Source organism: Janthinobacterium sp. PSPC3-1, from assembly GCF_049896105.1.
Taxonomy (GTDB): Bacteria; Pseudomonadota; Gammaproteobacteria; order Burkholderiales; family Burkholderiaceae_D; genus Janthinobacterium.
The window spans coordinates 49,610-67,090 of sequence record NZ_JAFCTQ010000016.1 but is presented as its reverse complement, the minus strand read 5'-3'; the positions used below and the strand labels follow the sequence as shown (position 1 = coordinate 67,090).

Annotated in this window: 16 protein-coding genes; 8 read left to right on the top strand and 8 right to left on the bottom strand. The window is 63.2% G+C overall.

What is annotated here, in order from left to right; genetic code table 11:
* Positions 1-11: 11 nt before the first annotated feature.
* From ACP7B7_RS17575 to ACP7B7_RS17565, 3 genes are read left to right on the top strand one after another with little or no spacing between them, the layout of a single operon-like run.
* Positions 12-1,028 carry an aminotransferase class I/II-fold pyridoxal phosphate-dependent enzyme gene (locus tag ACP7B7_RS17575; RefSeq protein WP_426077486.1) on the top strand — a complete coding sequence of 339 codons (1,017 nt, stop codon included), beginning with the start codon at positions 12-14 and terminating at the stop codon, positions 1,026-1,028.
* Entirely contained in the window at positions 1,012-1,761 is a 750-nt protein-coding gene (locus ACP7B7_RS17570) for a GIY-YIG nuclease family protein (RefSeq protein ID WP_426077485.1), read from the top strand. Before ACP7B7_RS17575 ends, ACP7B7_RS17570 begins: the two co-directional genes overlap by 17 nt.
* A 20-nt stretch (positions 1,762-1,781) precedes the next feature.
* Positions 1,782-2,420 carry a hypothetical protein gene (locus ACP7B7_RS17565; protein WP_426077484.1) on the top strand — a complete coding sequence of 213 codons (639 nt, stop codon included), beginning with the start codon at positions 1,782-1,784 and terminating at the stop codon, positions 2,418-2,420.
* Position 2,421: 1 nt separating this feature from the next.
* On the opposite strand, the gene ACP7B7_RS17560 is transcribed toward ACP7B7_RS17565, so the two are convergent.
* The gene (locus ACP7B7_RS17560; RefSeq protein WP_426077483.1) at positions 2,422-3,771 is read right to left on the bottom strand and encodes a sigma 54-interacting transcriptional regulator; all 1,350 of its coding nucleotides are present in this window, start codon (positions 3,769-3,771) and stop codon (positions 2,422-2,424) included.
* A gap of 181 nt (positions 3,772-3,952) precedes the next feature.
* On the opposite strand from ACP7B7_RS17560, the gene ACP7B7_RS17555 reads away from it, so the two are divergent.
* Complete coding sequence (locus tag ACP7B7_RS17555; RefSeq protein ID WP_308925778.1) at positions 3,953-4,921, top strand: IS1595 family transposase; 969 nt, start codon at positions 3,953-3,955, stop codon at positions 4,919-4,921.
* Between the two features lie 58 nt (positions 4,922-4,979).
* On the opposite strand, the gene ACP7B7_RS17550 is transcribed toward ACP7B7_RS17555, so the two are convergent.
* The 3 genes from ACP7B7_RS17550 to ACP7B7_RS17540 form a co-directional block, all read right to left on the bottom strand.
* Positions 4,980-7,238, bottom strand: a complete 2,259-nt coding sequence (locus tag ACP7B7_RS17550) for an Orn/Lys/Arg decarboxylase N-terminal domain-containing protein (protein WP_426077482.1) — start codon at positions 7,236-7,238, stop codon at positions 4,980-4,982.
* A gap of 227 nt (positions 7,239-7,465) precedes the next feature.
* Positions 7,466-7,951, bottom strand: coding sequence for a dihydrofolate reductase (locus tag ACP7B7_RS17545; RefSeq protein WP_426077481.1), 486 nt, complete (start codon positions 7,949-7,951; stop codon positions 7,466-7,468).
* A 39-nt stretch (positions 7,952-7,990) separates the two neighbouring features.
* Entirely contained in the window at positions 7,991-8,776 is a 786-nt protein-coding gene (locus ACP7B7_RS17540; RefSeq protein ID WP_426077480.1) for an alpha/beta fold hydrolase, read from the bottom strand.
* Between the two features lie 157 nt (positions 8,777-8,933).
* Between ACP7B7_RS17540 and ACP7B7_RS17535 the strand changes: the two genes are divergently transcribed.
* The 3 genes from ACP7B7_RS17535 (at position 8,934) to ACP7B7_RS17525 (ending at position 12,247) form a co-directional block, all read left to right on the top strand.
* Positions 8,934-9,509, top strand: coding sequence for a TerD family protein (locus tag ACP7B7_RS17535; protein ID WP_426077479.1), 576 nt, complete (start codon positions 8,934-8,936; stop codon positions 9,507-9,509).
* A 132-nt stretch (positions 9,510-9,641) separates the two neighbouring features.
* Positions 9,642-10,889: a TerD family protein gene (locus ACP7B7_RS17530; protein WP_426077478.1), complete on the top strand. Its 1,248-nt coding sequence runs from the start codon at positions 9,642-9,644 to the stop codon at positions 10,887-10,889.
* An 11-nt stretch (positions 10,890-10,900) separates the two neighbouring features.
* Positions 10,901-12,247: a VWA domain-containing protein gene (locus ACP7B7_RS17525; RefSeq protein ID WP_426077477.1), complete on the top strand. Its 1,347-nt coding sequence runs from the start codon at positions 10,901-10,903 to the stop codon at positions 12,245-12,247.
* 174 nt (positions 12,248-12,421) lie between these two features.
* On the opposite strand, the gene ACP7B7_RS17520 is transcribed toward ACP7B7_RS17525, so the two are convergent.
* From ACP7B7_RS17520 to ACP7B7_RS17510, 3 genes are read right to left on the bottom strand one after another with little or no spacing between them, the layout of a single operon-like run.
* Entirely contained in the window at positions 12,422-12,745 is a 324-nt protein-coding gene (locus tag ACP7B7_RS17520; RefSeq protein WP_426077476.1) for an RES family NAD+ phosphorylase, read from the bottom strand.
* Complete coding sequence (locus ACP7B7_RS17515) at positions 12,745-13,059, bottom strand: RES family NAD+ phosphorylase (RefSeq protein ID WP_426077475.1); 315 nt, start codon at positions 13,057-13,059, stop codon at positions 12,745-12,747. Before ACP7B7_RS17515 ends, ACP7B7_RS17520 begins: the two co-directional genes overlap by 1 nt.
* Positions 13,052-13,732: a hypothetical protein gene (locus ACP7B7_RS17510; protein WP_426077474.1), complete on the bottom strand. Its 681-nt coding sequence runs from the start codon at positions 13,730-13,732 to the stop codon at positions 13,052-13,054. The genes ACP7B7_RS17515 and ACP7B7_RS17510 overlap by 8 nt, the downstream gene beginning before the upstream one ends.
* 255 nt (positions 13,733-13,987) lie before the next feature.
* On the opposite strand from ACP7B7_RS17510, the gene ACP7B7_RS17505 reads away from it, so the two are divergent.
* Entirely contained in the window at positions 13,988-16,336 is a 2,349-nt protein-coding gene (locus ACP7B7_RS17505) for a TonB-dependent receptor domain-containing protein (RefSeq protein WP_426077473.1), read from the top strand.
* Here ACP7B7_RS17505 and ACP7B7_RS17500 read toward each other — a convergent pair.
* Entirely contained in the window at positions 16,333-17,373 is a 1,041-nt protein-coding gene (locus ACP7B7_RS17500; RefSeq protein WP_426077472.1) for an SMI1/KNR4 family protein, read from the bottom strand. The genes ACP7B7_RS17505 and ACP7B7_RS17500 overlap by 4 nt on opposite strands.
* Between the last annotated feature and the right edge of the window lie 108 nt (positions 17,374-17,481).

Below are 17,481 nucleotides of genomic sequence, written 5' to 3'. Positions count from 1 at the left end.
GTGTGGCACGCATGCTGGACTTTTGCAGCGCCCTGTACCTGGGCATGCGCCACCCCTCATCCGCACTGGCGCCGTGGGCCGCGCTGACGCTGGGCCAGCCGGCCGCCCTGGGCGAGATGGCGGGCGCGCCCATGATCGCCGCGCGCCTGGCGCGGCTGCAGGGCTGCCAGGCGGCGTGCCTGCTGCCGTCGACCCTGCATCTGTACTGGGACCTGTTCGGCATGGTCGCCGGCGAGCCGCTGGTGCTGCTGGTGGACCAGGCCAGCTACCCGATCGCGCGCTGGGGCGCCGAGCGCGCGCAGGCGCTGGGCTTGCCGCTGCGGTGCTTTGCCTGCGGCGACCTGCCGGCGCTGGATCGCCTGGTGCGCCGCTGGCGCAAGGCCGGGCGCCGGCCCCTGATCCTGGCCGATGGGTATGTGCCGGGCCGGGAGCGGGCGCCGCCGCTGGCCTGCTATGCGGCGCTGGCGCGGCAGGCGCGCGGCTATCTGCTGCTGGACGATACGCAGGCGCTGGGCATATCGGGGCCGGACGGCGGCGGCTCGGCGCGCCGGCATGGCTTGCGCGGCGAGCACATCGTCATCGGCGCCTCGCTGGCCAAGGGATTTGGCGTGCCGCTGGCGGTGCTGGCCGGCCCCGATGCATTGATCGAGCGCTTCACGGCGCATAGCCAGACGCGCGTGCATGCCAGTCCGCCGTCGGCGGCCGTGCTGGCGGCGGCCAGCCGCGCCCTGGCCATCAATGCGCGCCATGGCGCATGCCTGCGCGCCAGGCTGGCGGCGAATGTGGCGCAGTGGCGCGCGGGGCTGGCCAGCGCCGGCATCGCCAGCCGGGGCGGCGCGTTTCCGGTGCAGCACCTGCCCGGCCGCGCGCACTGGCAGGCGGGCCTGCAGGTGGCCGGCGTGCGGGCGCTGGCGCACACAGGAGGCTTGACGTTTTTGCTGCGGGCCGACCACGCGCCGGCGCAGCTGGCGCAGGTGATCGACCTGCTGGACTGTTACGCAAGGAGGCGATATGAACGAGTCATTTGAAGTGCTGCCGTTTGGCGCAGCCGTACAGGGTGAATGGGGACAGGAGCAAGAGTGGGAACAAGAGCAAGAGCGGGAGTGGGAGGGCGAAGGCGAAGGGGAAGAGGAGTGGGAGGACGAACGTTGGCGCGGCGCCGGCGGTGGGCGCGGCCGGGGAGGGCGCTTGCGTCCGCGTCCGCCGCTGCGTGGACCGCGCCGCCCCGTGCCGCCGCGCTACCGGGGCTGGGGCAGCTATCCGGTGGCGTATCCGATGTTGTATCCGGCACCGCAGCCCGAACCCTGGAATGACCCGGATGCCGGCCGGGACGCTGACGAGGGCGATGGCGACGGGCAGGGCGAAGTGCCACCTGTGCTGGCCGCCACCCTGGGCCGCGTGCGCGAGGCGGCCGGCCTGAACTACCAGTCGGTGGGCAAGCTGGCGCAAGCCGTCAGCAATGCGAAAGCCACCGGCGCCGGCCTGTACCTGATCGAATTCGATACCAGGGACGGCCGGCGCGCCTACAGCGGCCAGACCGACGATTTGCGGCGGCGCCTCAAGCAGCACCATTTGTGCGGCAAGATGATGGGGCTCGACCTGTCCGGCCATGAGGTGTACGTGGCGCCGCTGAAGTCCGCCACACAGCGGCGCCTGGTGGAAAAAAGCATCCATGCCGATATGTTCACCCACCGGCGCGGCGTACTGACCAACCAGCGGCGCGAACTGGAAGTGGCGGTGATGGGCGAGACGTGGGGCTGATATCAACAACGGAGGTCGTCATGCATCAACTGCAATGCGGCTGCAGGCAATGCCGGCAACGCGCCGGCGCAGGCGCCGGCTTTGAAGTGCTGGAGTTCGGCGCGCAGCCGGCCTTGTTCGGCGAACAGGAAGAACTGGAACTGGCCATGGAGTTGCTGGAAGTGGCCAGTGAAGAGGAACTGGACCAGTTCCTGGGCAAGGTCTTCAAAAGCGTCTGGAAGGGCGTCAAGAAGATCGCCAAGCCACTCGGCGGCGCCTTGAAGGCGGTGGCGAAGACGGCCTTGCCGTTCGTCGGCGGCGCGCTCGGCTCGATGATCCCGATTCCCGGCGTGGGCACGGCGCTCGGTTCGGCCCTGGGCCGTGCCGCCAGCAATGCGCTGGAACTGGAATTTGGCGGCGCGCTGTCCGGCGAGGATGAACTCGAGGTGGCGCGCCGTTTCGTGCGCGTGGCGGGCCAGGCGGCGCGGCTGGCCGGGGACTCGGACGGCAGCGCGCGTGCGGTGGAGAGCGCCCTGGCGGACGCGCTGCGGCAGCAGTTGCCGCATTTTCGCCTGGCGCCGCCGCAGCGGGCAGGCGGCGCCGGCATCGACGGCGACAGCGGGCGCTGGCAGCGGCGCGGCAACCGCATCGTGCTGACCGGCGCAGGGCCGCCAGCCTGAGTCAGGGCGGGCTGGCCTTGGCCGCGCAAGCCGCCGCCTTGCGGCGCAGTTGCAGGGCGCGGTCGGTCACGCCCAGGCGGGCGGCGGCGCGCTGGTTGTTGCCATGTTCTTCGTCGAGCACCAGGCGCACCGCCACTTCGGTGGCGCAGCGCGTGATATGGGGCAGCTTGAGTCCCAGGCCGAGGGCGCGCTTGACGCCGGCCTCGAATTGCAGGTCGGGCCACGCCGGCGCGAGCTGGCATTCCTCGGGCGGCAGCGCGCCGATGGTGATCGGGCCGGGGCCGCAATGGCGCTGCCAGATGCGCGTGACGGTCTGGCGCAGCTCGCGCACATTGCCCGGATAGTCGCGCAGCAGCAGATAGTCGCGCACGGCCGCATCCAGCGCGGGCGGCGGCGCGCGCGCCAGTTCCCTCAGGAAATGCATGGCCAGCGGCAGGATATCGTCGCAGCGTTCGCGCAAGGGCGGCGTGCGGCAGCACCAGCCGGCGATGCGGTAATACAGGTCGGCCCGGAAGGCGCCGCGCGCCACTTCGTCTTCCAGCGCGCGGTTGGTGGCGCATACCAGGCGGAACTGGGTCGGCTGCCAGCTGCTGCCGCCGATGCGCTTGTACTTGCGTTCCTGGATGGCGCGCAGCAATTGCGCCTGCATGGCCAGCGGCAGCTCGCCGATTTCATCGAGGAACAGCACGCCGCCATCGGCCAGCGCAAACGCGCCGTCGCGCGCGCCGGCCGCGCCCGTGTAGGCGCCCCGTTCATGGCCGAACAGTTCGCTGCCGGCCAGTTCCGGCGACAAGGTGGTGCAGTCGAGCACGGTCAGCTCGCCGCGGCAGGCGGACAGGCGGTGGATCAGTTGCGCCAGCAAGTCCTTGCCGGTCCCGGTCTCGCCCGTGATCAGCACGGAGGCCTGGCTGAAAACGGCCATTTCCACCGCCTCGCGCAGCAGGGCGCGCCAGGCCTGGCTATCGCCGACCAGGGTGCCGCGCACGGCGTCCGAGGCCAGCAGCTGCGCCACCGCCTGCCAGCGCTGCAGGCGCGCGAGCACCTGGCCCGCATCGATGGCGTTCGGCGGCCACACCAGCACATCGCGCGCGCCGGCCGCCATCACCGCGCGCTGCTGCATGCAGTCGAGCGGCGCGCCGTTGGCGGCAATGGCCAGCACCTGCGCCTGGCGGCATAGCGCGGCCAGCGCCTGCAGCAGCGCCGTGTCCGGCTGGCAGAACAGCACGATGCCGGGAATGCCATCGGCGGGCCGGCTTATCGACAGCTGGGCCTGCTGCAAGGCCGCACTCAGGAGGGCAGCCGAAGTGGCCGCCGCCTGTTGCAGTACTTCCAGCCAGACCTTGAGCGCCATGCCTGTCCCACAACCAGATAGCCGGTGAGGCGATCATCTTAGGAGAGGGGATAGCAGGGCGTTTGATCTGGCGCAAGCGTGAAACCTGGCGAACCAAAAAAGCTATGTCACCGAAAGCGGTGGGAACGCTCTGCAGTTGCTGCGGTCTGACTGATCAGGTCTTTCCTTCCAGGAGCCGATGATGGATACCGCCCAGTGGCAGGCATTCGCCAGACAAATTCCGCACCTGTCGCATCGCCAACGTATTGTCTGCAGTAACTTGTTGCATAGCAGCGCGCCGCAGGATGCGGCCGTCGTCCTGATCGAACAAGCAGCGCAGGCGCAGCTGCATTGCCCCGCGTGTGGCGCGACACGTTTCCACCGGCATGGCCAGGCGCATGGTTTGCAACGCTATCGCTGTGTTCCTTGTGGCAAAACTTTCAACGCCTTGACGGGCACGCCGCTGGCCCATCTGCACCACAAGGAACGATGGCTGGCCTATGCCGACTGTTTGCTCAACTCGTTTTCGGTGCGCAAGGCCGCCGCCCAAGTCAATGTCCATCGCAATACCAGCTTTCGCTGGCGCCATCGCTTCCTGGCGCTGGCCAAGACCGACCGGCCACGCTGCCTGCACGGCATTACCGAGGCCGACGAGATGTATGTACTGGAGTCGCAAAAAGGGTCCCGGCACATGACACGGCCGGCACGCAAGCGAGGCGGTGCTGCCCGCCAGCGCGGCATTTCGGATGAGCAAGTGTGCATCCTGGTGGCACGTGACCGCACCGGGCAAACCGTTGATTTCGTCACTGGCCTGGGCCAGCTGACCAAGGCCAGGCTGCACGCCTGCCTGCCACCTGTGATCGATCGCGACATCTTGTTGGTGAGCGATGGCCATCCGGCCTATCCGGTGTTTGCGAGAGAAGTGGGCATCCTGCATGCCGCCGTGAACTTGCGGGCCGGAATACGCGTACATGGCACTGTCCACGTGCAGAACGTCAACGCGTATCACAGCCGGCTGCGGGAATGGCTGCGCGTCTTTCATGGTGTCGCGACGCGCTACTTGCCCAACTACCTGGGTTGGCGCTGGATACTCGACGCCAAAAGAATATTGTCTCCCGAAAGCTTGCTCAGGGCCACTTTGGGCACGTTCCCACATTTGACGGTGACATAGCCATGAAAAACGCCGCCTGAGGTAAGCCAGGCGGCGTTCGAATCATGCTCGGGAAAACTTAATCGTCCTGGCGCACACAGTCCACAAAGTAGCCGCGCTTGCCGTCGACTTCGCGTTTCACCAGGCCGTGCACATCGGTCTCGAAGCCGGGGAAGCGCTCGTTGAAGTCGCGTGCGAAGCGCAGGTAGTCGACGATGGTCTTGTTGAAGCGCTCGCCCGGGATCAGGAGCGGAATGCCCGGTGGATACGGCGTCAGCAGGATCGACGTGATGCGTCCTTCCAGCTCGTCGATGGCGACGCGCTCGATTTCGCGGTGCGCCATCTTGGCGAACGCGTCCGATGGCTTCATGGCCGGGATCATGTCCGACAGATACATTTCCGTCGTCAGGCGGGCCACGTCGTACGCCTTGTAGAAATCGTGGATCTGCTGGCACAGGTCGCGCAGGCCCATTTTTTCATAGCGTGGGTTGGCCGCCGCAAATTCCGGCAGGATGCGCCACATCGGCTGGTTCTTGTCGTAGTCGTCCTTGAACTGCTGCAAGGCCGTCAGCAGGGTGTTCCAGCGGCCTTTGGTAATGCCGATGGTAAACATGATAAAGAACGAGTACAGGCCGCATTTTTCAATGATCACGCCGTGCTCGGCCAGGTATTTGGTGACGATCGAGGCCGGAATGCCGGTCTCGCCGAACTGGCCGTCCAGCGACAGGCCCGGGTTGACGATGGTCGCCTTGATCGGGTCGAGCATGTTGAAGCCGGGGGCCAGGTCGCCGAAGCCGTGCCAGTCGTCCTCGGCGCGTATCATCCAGTCTTCCTGCTGGCCCATGCCTTCGTCGTTGAAGCTGTCCGGTCCCCAGACCTGGAACCACCAGTCCTGGCCCCACTCCTGGTCGATCTTTTTCATGGCGCGGCGGAAATCGAGCGCTTCCATGATCGATTCTTCCACCAGCGCGGTGCCGCCCGGCGCTTCCATCATGGCCGCGGCCACGTCGCACGAGGCGATGATGGAATACTGCGGCGAGGTCGAGGTGTGCATCAGGTAGGCCTCGTTGAAGGCGTCCTGGTCCAGCTTGACCTGTTCCGATTCGCGCACCAGGATTTGCGAGGCCTGCGACAGGCCGGCCAGCAATTTGTGCGTCGACTGGGTCGAGAAGATCATCGATTCCTTGGCGCGCGGACGGTCCTTGCCGATCGCGTGCATGTTCTTGTAGAAATCGTGGAAGGTGGCGTGGGGCAGCCATGCTTCGTCGAAGTGCAGGGTGTCGATCTTGCCGTCCAGCATTTCGCGCAAGGTCTCGACGTTGTAGATCACGCCGTCGTAGGTCGATTGCGTGATGGTCAGGATGCGCGGCTTCTTGTTCTTCGCTTCGCGCGCGAACGGGTTCGCCTCGATCTTGCGGGCAATGCTTTCCGGCGTGAATTCAGCCAGCGGGATCGGGCCGATAATGCCCAGGTGATTGCGGGTTGGCATCAGGAACACGGGGATCGCGCCGCACATGATGATCGAGTGCAGAATCGATTTGTGGCAATTGCGGTCAACTACCACGATATCGCCAGGCGCCACCGTCGAGTGCCACACCATCTTGTTCGAGGTCGAGGTACCGTTGGTGACGAAATAGCAATGGTCGGCATTGAAGATGCGCGCCGCATTGCGCTCGGAGGCGGCAACGGGACCGGTATGGTCGAGCAGTTGGCCCAGTTCTTCGACGGCGTTGCAGACGTCGGCGCGCAGCATGTTTTCACCGAAGAACTGGTGGAACATCTGGCCGATCGGCGACTTCAGGAAAGCCACGCCGCCCGAGTGGCCGGGGCAGTGCCACGAGTAGGAACCGTCATTGGCGTAGTGCACCAACGCGCGGAAGAACGGCGGCGACAGGCCGTCGAGGTAGCTTTTCGCTTCGCGGATGATATGGCGCGCGACGAATTCCGGCGTATCCTCGAACATATGGATAAAGCCGTGCAGTTCGCGCAGGATATCGTTCGGGATATGGCGCGAAGTGCGCGTTTCGCCGTACAGGTAGATCGGGATGTCGGCGTTCTTGTGGCGGATTTCTTCGACAAAGGCGCGCAGGGACTTCAACGCGTGGTCGGTTTCCTCGATCGAGCCGGCGCCGAATTCTTCATCGTCGATCGACAGCACGAAGGCCGACGCGCGCGATTGTTGCTGGGCAAATTGCGACAGATCGCCGTAGCTGGTCACGCCCAGCACTTCCATGCCTTCTTTTTCCATTGCGGCGGCAAGGGCGCGAATGCCCAGGCCGGACGTATTTTCAGAACGGAAATCCTCGTCAATAATGACGATGGGGAAACGAAATTTCATGCATGTCTCCAAAAAAGCAAGCCGCCCCTAAACTTGTGTGGAGGGGCGGACTAGGGCGCGACAGCCGGGTAAATATGTGGCCAGGCAATCGCAGAAAAAAAATAAGAACGGGATTCTCGCAGAAATGCGGCGTCTGCGGGAAAAAAATATCATAACGAAATTACGCACAGCGCGCGCCAGCATGCCTGAATGGTGTGACGAGCGTATGACGTTGAAAAATCAGCGTTTCAAGCCTTGCGCTGCAAGGTCACAAAAGCATATTTCAAACCAGACGCTACCGATACATGATCTTGACGCGCCGTCTCGTTCCACTGTGTGCGGTCGATGGTAGGGAAGACGGCGTCGCAATCGTAAGTGCCATCAATTTCCGTGATAATCAGGCGATCGGCCATTGCCAGTGACTGCTTGTAGATTTGTGCGCCGCCTATCACGTAGCCGTCAGCGCCGTCGAGCATTGCCAGTGCCGCTTCGACCGATGCGGCCGTTTCCACACCTTCGCGTTTCCACTGAGTATTGTGTGTAATAACAATATTGCGACGGTTCGGCAGCGGCCGGCCGATCGAATCGAAGGTCTTACGGCCCATGATGATGGGGTGGCCGGTGGTTACGCTCTTGAAATGCGCCAGGTCTTCCGGCAGTTTCCATGGCAAGGTGTTGTTGAGGCCGATGCCGCCTTGCTGGTCGGTGGCGACGATAATGGTCAGTGTGCTCATTGAATCAGTTCATTAATGGGATATGCCCGAAAGTCGCCATTATCGTTGATATTGGCCTTGTACTCCAGATGGCAATACATTCAGGAAGTCCTGCATGGCGCGCGCCAGTTCGGCGGGCGCTTCCAGCGGGATCATATGGCCGCTGGGTTCCGCCAGCAGATGCAGGGTGGCGCGCGGCAATCGCTCTGCCATCGCCGCCAGGTCGCCGCTGGCCACCAGCTGGTCGCCAGCCGAGCCGACGATCAGCACCGGGAAGGGCAGGCCGGACAGGCGGTCCATCAGGTCGGGGCGGTCGAAGGTCTGGGCGAACTGGGCCAGCAGCACCTCCTTGCCCAGGTCCAGCGCCATGGCGCGTATCAGGTCCGTGATGGCGGCATTGTCCAGGTGGGCCGGGTGCAGCAGCTCGCGCAGGCGCTGGCGCGTGATGCCGGCGTAACTGTTACGCTCCAGCATGGCGATCACGCGCTTGCGGGTGGCGATCTCGTCCGGCGGCAAGCCCCTGGCCGAATTGGCGATCAGGGTCAGCGAAGCGATCCGTTCGGGATGGTGGACCGCATGTTCCAGCGCCAGATAGGCGCCCAGCGAAAAGCCGACCAGGTGCGACCGCGGCGCGCTGTGCGTGGCGATCAGCTCGCGCATGTCCGCACGCGTGCGCGACCGGTGCAAGGGCAGGTGCTTATATAGATAGCCGTCGCCAAGGGCCTGCTCCAGGCTGGTCCACAGGCGTGCGTCGCACAGGGTGCCGGGAAGCAGGTCTAGCTGGAGGGGAAGCGTTGATGTCATCGGAAACGATTGCAGGCTGGCTGGACGGGCATTATCGAGCATTTGGGCGCCGGGCGCAGGGCTATACCCGCTATTTTTTGCTTCATGGCATTATTTTCAATAGTGCGCGTCTGGCACGGATTTACTTTGTGGTAGGCTGACGGCTCTTACCGAATTGGCATTTTTCTTATCCACTCAGTTATTTAATAGAGGAAATATCATGGCGATCAGTTTGCAAAAAGGCGGCAATGTCAACCTGAGCAAGGAAGCTCCGGGCCTGAAAAAAATCGTGGTCGGCCTGGGCTGGGACCCGCGCGCCACCGACGGCGCCGCCTTCGACCTGGACGGCAGCGCCTTCCTGTTGAAAACGGACGGCAAGGCCCGTTCCGATGCCGACTTCATTTTCTACAATAACCTGAAGTCTGCCGATGGTTCCATCGTCCACGCGGGCGACAATACCACCGGCGGCGGCGACGGCGACGATGAAAAAATCGCCATCGACCTGGCCAATGTGCCTGCCGAGATCGACAAGATCGCCGTGGCCGTCACCATTCACGACGCGGAAAACCGCAAGCAGAACTTCGGCATGGTCAGCAAGGCCTATATCCGCTGCCTGAACGGCGACAACGGCCAGGAAATCGCCCGCTACGATCTGTCGGAAGACGGTTCGACGGAAGCGGCGATGATCTTCGGTGAAATTTACCGGGCCGGCAGCGAATGGAAGTTCAAGGCCATCGGCCAGGGCTTCAAAGGCGGCCTGGGCCCTCTGGCCGTGTCTTTCGGCATCAACGCTTAAGAGCACCGGAAAACGGCCCATGGCAGCGTTGCTGCTGCCTCGCCGTACATTCGTACTGTCTTCGGCAGCGCGCCTTGCCCTGAGCCGTTGTCCGGCGCTCCCTCTTTTCAAATAATCAAAGCTCAATTCCGCATGGAAACTCTGATCAAAGGGCAGCGCTTGGCACTGGCCGGTCTTGTCACGGGCAATGTTTTGCAACTCGGTATCGCCGGCGAGGGCGTGGCGCTCGATTACGCCTGTTTCGGCCTTGATGCCGCCGGCAAATTATCCGATGACCGCTACATGACTTTCTTCAACCAGCCGCGCACGCCGTGCGGCGCGGTGGACGTGCGGGCGCCGGCCGGCGACCCCGCCGGTTTCCATTTCCAGCTGGACCGCTTGCCGGCCTCCATCGACCGCCTGGTGATCACGGCCGCCATCGATGGCGCCGCCACCCTGTCGCAACTGGGCAGCGGCCATCTGCGCCTGTTCGATGGGGCGCGCGAGCTGGCGCGCTTTGCCTATGCCGGCAAGGATTTTGCCAACGAGAGAGCCGTCATGCTGGGCGAGCTCTATCGCAAGGACGGCCAATGGCGTTTCATGGCCGTGGGCCAGGGTTTCAACGGCGGACTCGATGCGCTGGTGGCGCACTTCGGCGGCGAGGTGGCGCAGGCCGCGGCCGAACCGGTGGCGCCCAGGATCTCGCTGTCGAAGATTTCACTGACCAAGGCGGGCCAGACGCATAAATTGTCGCTGGTCAAGGGCGCCGGCGCGCCGAAAAAACTGATCGTCAAGGCCACCTGGGTCGATAACGGCGATGGCGACGACGATAACGACGACCTCGATCTGCGGGTGGGCATACTGTTGCCGGACGGGCGCATGCGCTGCATCCAGGCACCGGAAAAGTCGGGCAGTTTCGATGCCATGCCCTATGTGCGCCACCTGGGCGACGTGACCAATGCCACCGGCCGTGAGCCGGCCACGGAAACGGTCGAAGTCAATCCCGCCCTGGCGCAGTTCTATGGCGGCACGGTGGGCCTGGTGTTCAGCGTCTACTCGGCGCTGGCCAATGGCGCCGTGTCGGTCGCCTCGATGCGCCCGAAAATGGTGATGGAGTATGGCGGGCAGGTGGTCGAATGTGCGTTTGACTTCCGCGACTCGGGCGCCGGCGACGACGATGTCTACACCTATGTGATCGGTCTCGCGCGGGTATCCTCCGACAGCATCGTGCTGGAACCGTCGGGCAAGACCTCCGAGCCGGACAGCGAAGCGACGCCATGGCTGCGCTGGCAGGGCGAGTCCTTGCAACTGGCGTTTGACGGTCCCGTCGTCTTCAAGGGCGAGGACAAGGAAGACGAGGATGATTTCAATGCGGACAATCCGCGCCGCTATATCGTGTGAAGGAGAATGGAATGGAAGCTTTGTCCAAGGGCCAGCGCTTGCCGCTGGCGCAATCGGCGCCGGATGGCGTGCTGGAAATCGGTGCCTCCGCCCAAGGCTTGACGCTCGACTTTGCCTGCTTTGGCCTCGACGCGGCCGGCAAGCTGTCGGACGACCGCTACATGACCTTTTTCAACCAGCCGCGCACGCCGTGCGGCGCGGTGGAAGCGAAAAGCGGCACGCAAGGCGATGGCGCCGCGTTTGCCTTCCAGCTGGCGCGCCTGCCCGCGAGTATAGATCGGCTCGTGCTGACGGCCAGCATCGATGGCGGCGGCGTGATGTCGCAGATGCAAGCGGGTTATCTGCGCCTGCTGGCCGCCGGCCGCGAATTTGCCCGCTTTGCGTTTGCGGGCAAAGACTTTGCGCAGGAAAAAGCCGTCATGCTGGGCGAGCTGTACCGCAAGGATGGCCAGTGGCGCTTCATGGCCGTGGGCCAGGGTTTCAATGGCGGCCTCGATGCGCTGGTGCGCCATTTCGGTGGCGAGGTCGACCAATCGGCGCCCGCCGCTCCCTCTGCCGCGCCCGCCGCCGCCTCCGCCGTGGCGCAAGCCAAGATCAACCTGGAAAAGCGTGTCGAGCGCGAAGCGCCGCAGCTGGTCAACCTGGTCAAGCAGGCCGGCGTCTCGCTGCAAAAAGTGGGGCTGCTTGACCACCGCGCCAAGGTGTGTTTATGCCTCGATATTTCCGGTTCCATGGGCCGTTTGTACCGCGATGGCCTGGTGCAGCAGTTCGCCGAGCGCATCCTGGCGCTGGGCTGCAAGTTCGATGACGATGGCGAGATCGACGTTTTCCTGTTCGGCAAGAACGTCCACCAGCCCGATCCGATGGACCTGCGCAACTGCACCACCTATGTCAGCCGCGCCATCGACCATCATCCGCTGGAAGGCGACACGCGCTATGGCCGGGCGATGGAAGCGATCCGCGCCTTTTACTTCCCCGACGCGCGCGGCGGCGAGCGCAGCCGTCCCCTGCGCGCCGAGCTGCCCGTCTATGTCATGTTCGTGACCGACGGCGGCACCAGCGACCAGGCGACAACGGAAAAGCAATTGCGCTGGTCCAGCAACGAGCCGATCTTCTGGCAGTTCATGGGCATTGGCAAGGGCCGCAAATCGAAAAGCAAATTCCTCGCCGCCTTTGCCGATTCCGATTTCCCCTTCCTGGAAAAGCTCGATGAACTGCAGGGCCGCCTGGTCGACAACGCCAACTACTTTTCCGTCAGCTCGCCCGACGAGCACAGCGACGGCGAGCTGTATGACCTCTTGATGACCGAGTATCCGGGCTGGCTGAAGCTGGCGCGGCAGCATGGGCTGCTGGCGTAAGCTGTTTGCAGGCTTAGAGCCTATCCCAGTAGTGAGCGTCTTCTGCTTGCAGCTCATCAGGAGCGCGGACAAGGCGCGAGGAGGCCGCATGGCGAGCCATGCAACGACGAGCAACGCAGTCCCCGCTTCTGAGGGGCGCCAGCAGGGGGCGTATTCATCTACTGGGATAGGCTCTTAGATGCCGGGAACGATTTCGACACCGATGCGCTCGGCCAGGGTCAAGACATTCTCATAAACAGTCGTGTCATTGACCAGGTCCCTTGGTTCTATCGTTTGCTGCAAGGTGCCGGGCGCGATCCGGTTGCCGAACAGTACCACTGACTTGGCGCTGTCATCCTGGCGCGAGGTCCACAGCAGCCCTTGCGCATCGGGCCGCTGGCTATGGATGGCGACAGCCACCTCGCGCGTCGATGGATACTGGTCTTTTTCCGTGTCGATCAGATGCTTGCGCTCGATGCCGAGTTTGCGCAGTGCGGTGGTGCGCAGATCGACCAGCATCAGTTCGGCGTGGTGTTGATCTCGGAATATGCCTGATCCTTGAGCTTGCTTTTTGCCAGACTTTTGAATCCTGGTGCGAAGGGCACGTCGTGGAAGATGGACTCCATCGCGGCGCAATCAAAGGTTTCTCCCGCATACATGGTTGGGATAGCTATGCCGTCAGGGGTGGCGATGGGAGAGAAACGGGCGTTGCCCTTGGTGCCAGGATTAAACTCCGTGCCACCGTAACAGCTCTGATGTATGCGGTGCAAAAACGTCCCTGCTGGCAACTTATATATTGTCAGGTGCAAGAATGTTTTTGCGATATCAGGCATGCACAATGCCTTCCAGTTCATCCTGCGCTGCGGCAAAGACTTGCTCCGGCGCGGTTTTCAACAGTTCCAGCGGACGCTTGCCGCCCAAGAAGCTGTTGTTGGAGGCAAACCAGTACGCCAGCCCCCAGCCTTCCTTGTGCCCCTTGAACAGGTCAACGATCTTTTTCAGCGATTTCAAGGGGCGATAGCCGTGATCGCGGTCGAGTCCATAGCCCGGGAAATACTCGGTGCCATCCAGGCGCACCGTGAAGATGTTGCTTTCGCGCCGCCATTTGCTGGGCTGGGCGCTCAGGTTCGAGTCGCTGAAACCGGCCAGGGTAGCGACCTGCGCTGCGGTCAGCCAATCGGAAGCGGCAAACACGGCTTTTTGCGCACGCGCCATCATTTCCGCTTCTTTCAGCATGACCGGCGTCGGCGGCTCTTTCGGCGCGAAGGCCCTGGCAAGCAAGGACATCTGTTCGGCCAGTTGCTCGGACGTGGTTTGCTTGAACAGCCTGGCGGCGCCCAGCAGCATGTTTTCCAGGGCATCATTTTCGCGCTGAGAAATATCCTCTATTGCAATGGCTACTACACGTCCATTTTTCAGGCCCTGCAGTTGCTCGCTGACTTCGGACGGCTGTCCGGCAAAGGAAACGACATTGTCTATTGTTGCTTCAACTTCAATATCCATCATGATATGGCTCTCTGCTGGTTCGATTGCTTCGATTAGTTTGATTAGTCAGATGTGAGTATAGTCCAAATAATTTCAATTGCCAGCATGTCTTTCAATTCCGACCTTTCGGCCGGTTCATGCGGCCAGCGTTTGCCGGTCCGCGATCAGCAAATGAGGCAGGATTACCACAACACTGTTTTAAACGTTAAACTGAGTAAATACCAATTGTTCTCATTTGGCTGGCCCCCTAAAATCGTGCCATTGATTCATCCTGGCATGACAGCCGCCCGCGGCGCCATCGCCGCCATCACCTCCATAAAGTCCATGCAAAAAATAGTTTTCTGCTGTATCGCCGGCGGCAGCCTCTTGTACGCCAATACTGCCGTCCAGGCGCAGACCCAATCGCCTGCGGCCGACGCCGTCGTCACCAACGCGTCACCCGCGAAAACCGTTCCGGTCGCCAAGGAAGCTGCCGCCGACACCACGCCCTCCGTCAGCGTCACGGCCGAACGCCCCACCGGCCGCATCGACCGCCAGGTCTACGACGTCAAGTCCGATGTCGGCAGCACCAATGGCACGGCGGCCGATGCGCTGAACAACGTGCCGTCGGTGGCGGTCGATCCCGATGGCACGGTGTCGTTGCGCGGCAGCAGCAATGTGCAGATACTGATCGACGGCAAGCCGTCGGCCATGCTGCAGGGCGATTCGCGCGGCGCGACCCTGAACGCGATGGCGGCCGACGATATCGAATCGGTGGAAGTGATCAACAATCCGGGCGCGCAATTCGGCAACGAAGCCGGTGGCGGCCCGATCCTGAACCTGGTGATGCGGCGCAACCGCAAACCGGGCGGCTTTGCCACCGTCAACGCCAACGCCGGCATTGCCGGGCGCTACAACACGTCCACCTCGGGCACCTACAACGAAGGCCCGTGGGGCTTCCAGGGCGGCATCAATTTCCGCCATGACGGGCGCAATTCCACAGGCGAGACCAGCCGCGAGCGGCTCGACCGCCAGACCGGCGCGTTCGCTCCCAGCAGCCAGAGCTCCGTCAGCAATGGCCTGAACGATTCCCTGGGCGTAAACGGCACCGTCAACTATAACCTGGACGCCAACGACACTCTGGCCGCCAGCGTGTCGTATAACGGCCGCAGCAACGATGCGCGCTCGACCGACCGCTATATCAACGGCGACAGCAGCGGCAACACCATCGGCGACTATGTACGCAGCACCTTGCGCAATGGCGACAGCCGCAACTACAGCTGGGGCGCGCGCTACGATCACAAGGGGGAACTGCCGGGCGAAACGCTGAAGATCGACCTGCGCGTGTCCTCGTCCGATAATGACAACAACAGCGACTACGCCAACGTCTACGTAATCGCCACGGGCAACGCCTTTGACACCCGTGCGCGCCAGCACAGCGACACGGGCAACCGCATCGTCGACTTCAGCGGCGACTACGAGCGGCCGCTGGCCGGCGGCACGGCCAAGCTGGGCTACAAGGTGGCCGACAACAAGAGCAGTTTCGACACGCTCTACACCGACATCAATCCGGTGACGCTCGGTGAAACCGTCAACGCTCTGCGCAGCAACCGTTACGAGCTCGACGAGCGCACCATCGCGCTGTATGGTTCCTACCAGATGCGCCTGTCCGAGCGCTGGGGCGCGCTGGCCGGCCTGCGCGCCGAATACACCGACCTCGACATCCGCCAGATCACGGGTGGCATCGAGGCCGGCAACAGCTATGTGAACTATATTCCCAGCCTGTTCGCCACCTACAAGGTCAATGATGAAAGCAACTTGCGCTTCAGCTATGCGCGCCGCATCCGCCGGCCCAATGCGGGCGACCTGAACCCCTATGTGGTGTACCGCGACGAATTCAATGTGTCGTCCGGCAACCCGCAACTGAAACCGACGCAGACCGATTCCTTCGAAGTCGGCTATGAAACGAAGTTGTTCGGCCTGGAAAGCAGCCTGCGCGGCTATCACCGCCGCGACAAGGACGCCATCGTCGACTACCGCTATTTCATCAGCGACAATGTGCTGTTGACCACGCGTGAAAACGGCGCCGGCAGCCATTCGAGCGGCCTGGAATTCAGCCTGTCGGGCAAGCTGACGCCGTCGCTGACCCTCAATACCAGCGGCAACCTGGCGCGCAGCCAGCAGACCTCGCAGGACGACCTGGGCAACCGCAGCACGCGCACCGCCAATTCCCTGAGCGGCCGGGCGCGCCTGAACTACCAGCTCAATCCCGCCAACCAGGTGCAGCTGGCCTTGCAGATGCAGGGCAAGACCTTGTCGGGCCAGGGCTACCGCTCACCGAACAACACGCTCAACATGAGCTGGCGCCATGTGCTCACGCCGCAGCTGAACCTGGTGATGAATGTGACGGACGTGCTCAGCACCAACAAGATGGAAACCGTCATCAACAGCGCCTCGCTGCGCGAGACGAGCACGCGCCGCTTCGATGGCCGCATGATCTATGTCGGGCTGTCGTACCGGATAGGCGGCGCCACTTCGGCGGCGAAAGAGGGCGAGCGCGAGCCGCGCTTCGGCCCGCCGGGTGGACGCGGCCCGGGAGGGCCAGGTGGCCCTGGGCCGGGAGGACCGGGGGGCGAGCCGGGCTAACCAGCTTTGGCGATTTCCTTGAGGAAGTCGACAAAGCTGTCCGCATGGCGCTCAAAACGCCATGCGCCGGCGCCGTGCTCGGCAGTGTAAATCGGCGCATCGCCGTCGGCAATGGCGGACAGATCCAGGCAATACGGATCGGCGCCCGCATCGGCAATCACCACGTAGTGGACGGGCCAGCCGGCGATAATCTCCTGGTCGACGGGATTGTATGCGTAGCCGTGCTGCTTTTTGATCAGCTCGGCCGCGCCATACAGATTCAGGCCCTGGAAGTAGCGCTTGCTGTCGATATACACGCGCAGCGGCGAATAGCGGGCCAGGAAGCGCCGGTATTGTTCCGGCAAGGTCCAGCGTTCGTCGATGGCGGCCAGGTCGGCCTCGCTGGCGATCACCAGCCAGTTGGACGGACGCGCCAGGTCCTGGTCCTTCTTGCGCTCGGCCGCCAGTTTCTTTTCCAGTTTGGCGGCGGCTTTTTCCAGTGGCGTGCGGGGATCGTCCAGCGACGCGTGCGTGGCCGGCGGTGCAAAGCCCGCGCCATCCGGGTAGCCGGCGCGCTGCCAGGCCAGCACATCAGCTAGCCTCAGACTCTCCGGCTTCCAGTGGCCGGGGTCCTGCGACAGGCCGGCATCAAATGGCTGGCGGCTCACTACAGCCAGGCTTTTCACGGCCTTGGCCCTGACTTGTTGTGGCTGGGAGTCCGACATGGCCAGCGCCACCACGGTGTCGTAAGCGTCTTTTCCCCTGCTTTTCAGCAAGCCGTCGATGCCCCAGTAGGCCAGCTCCGGCATGGTCACGGCCCAGCTGAAAAATTCCTGCAGCTCTTGTGGCTGCATCAGCTGCACCATGGAGTTCACCAGCGAGCTGCGCCAGTGCAGCAGCTGGCCGTCGCGCGCATAGGCGCTCAGGATGTCGAGTACGGCCAATCGGTCGGTCTCGCCGTGCTTTCTTATCAGTCTGTCCTTGAGCGTGGCAAACTTGCTGCCATCGGTCTCGTCGAACAATTTGCGGTGCAGTGCTGCCAGTGGTGTGATCGCCATCGTACTCCTGATTATTTTGTCTGCTGATTTCGCTTAAATGGCTCCTGCCCCGGACGTCAGCCAGCAGAAATTGTAGGGTATGCGGGGCAGGTGAAATAATATTTTTAT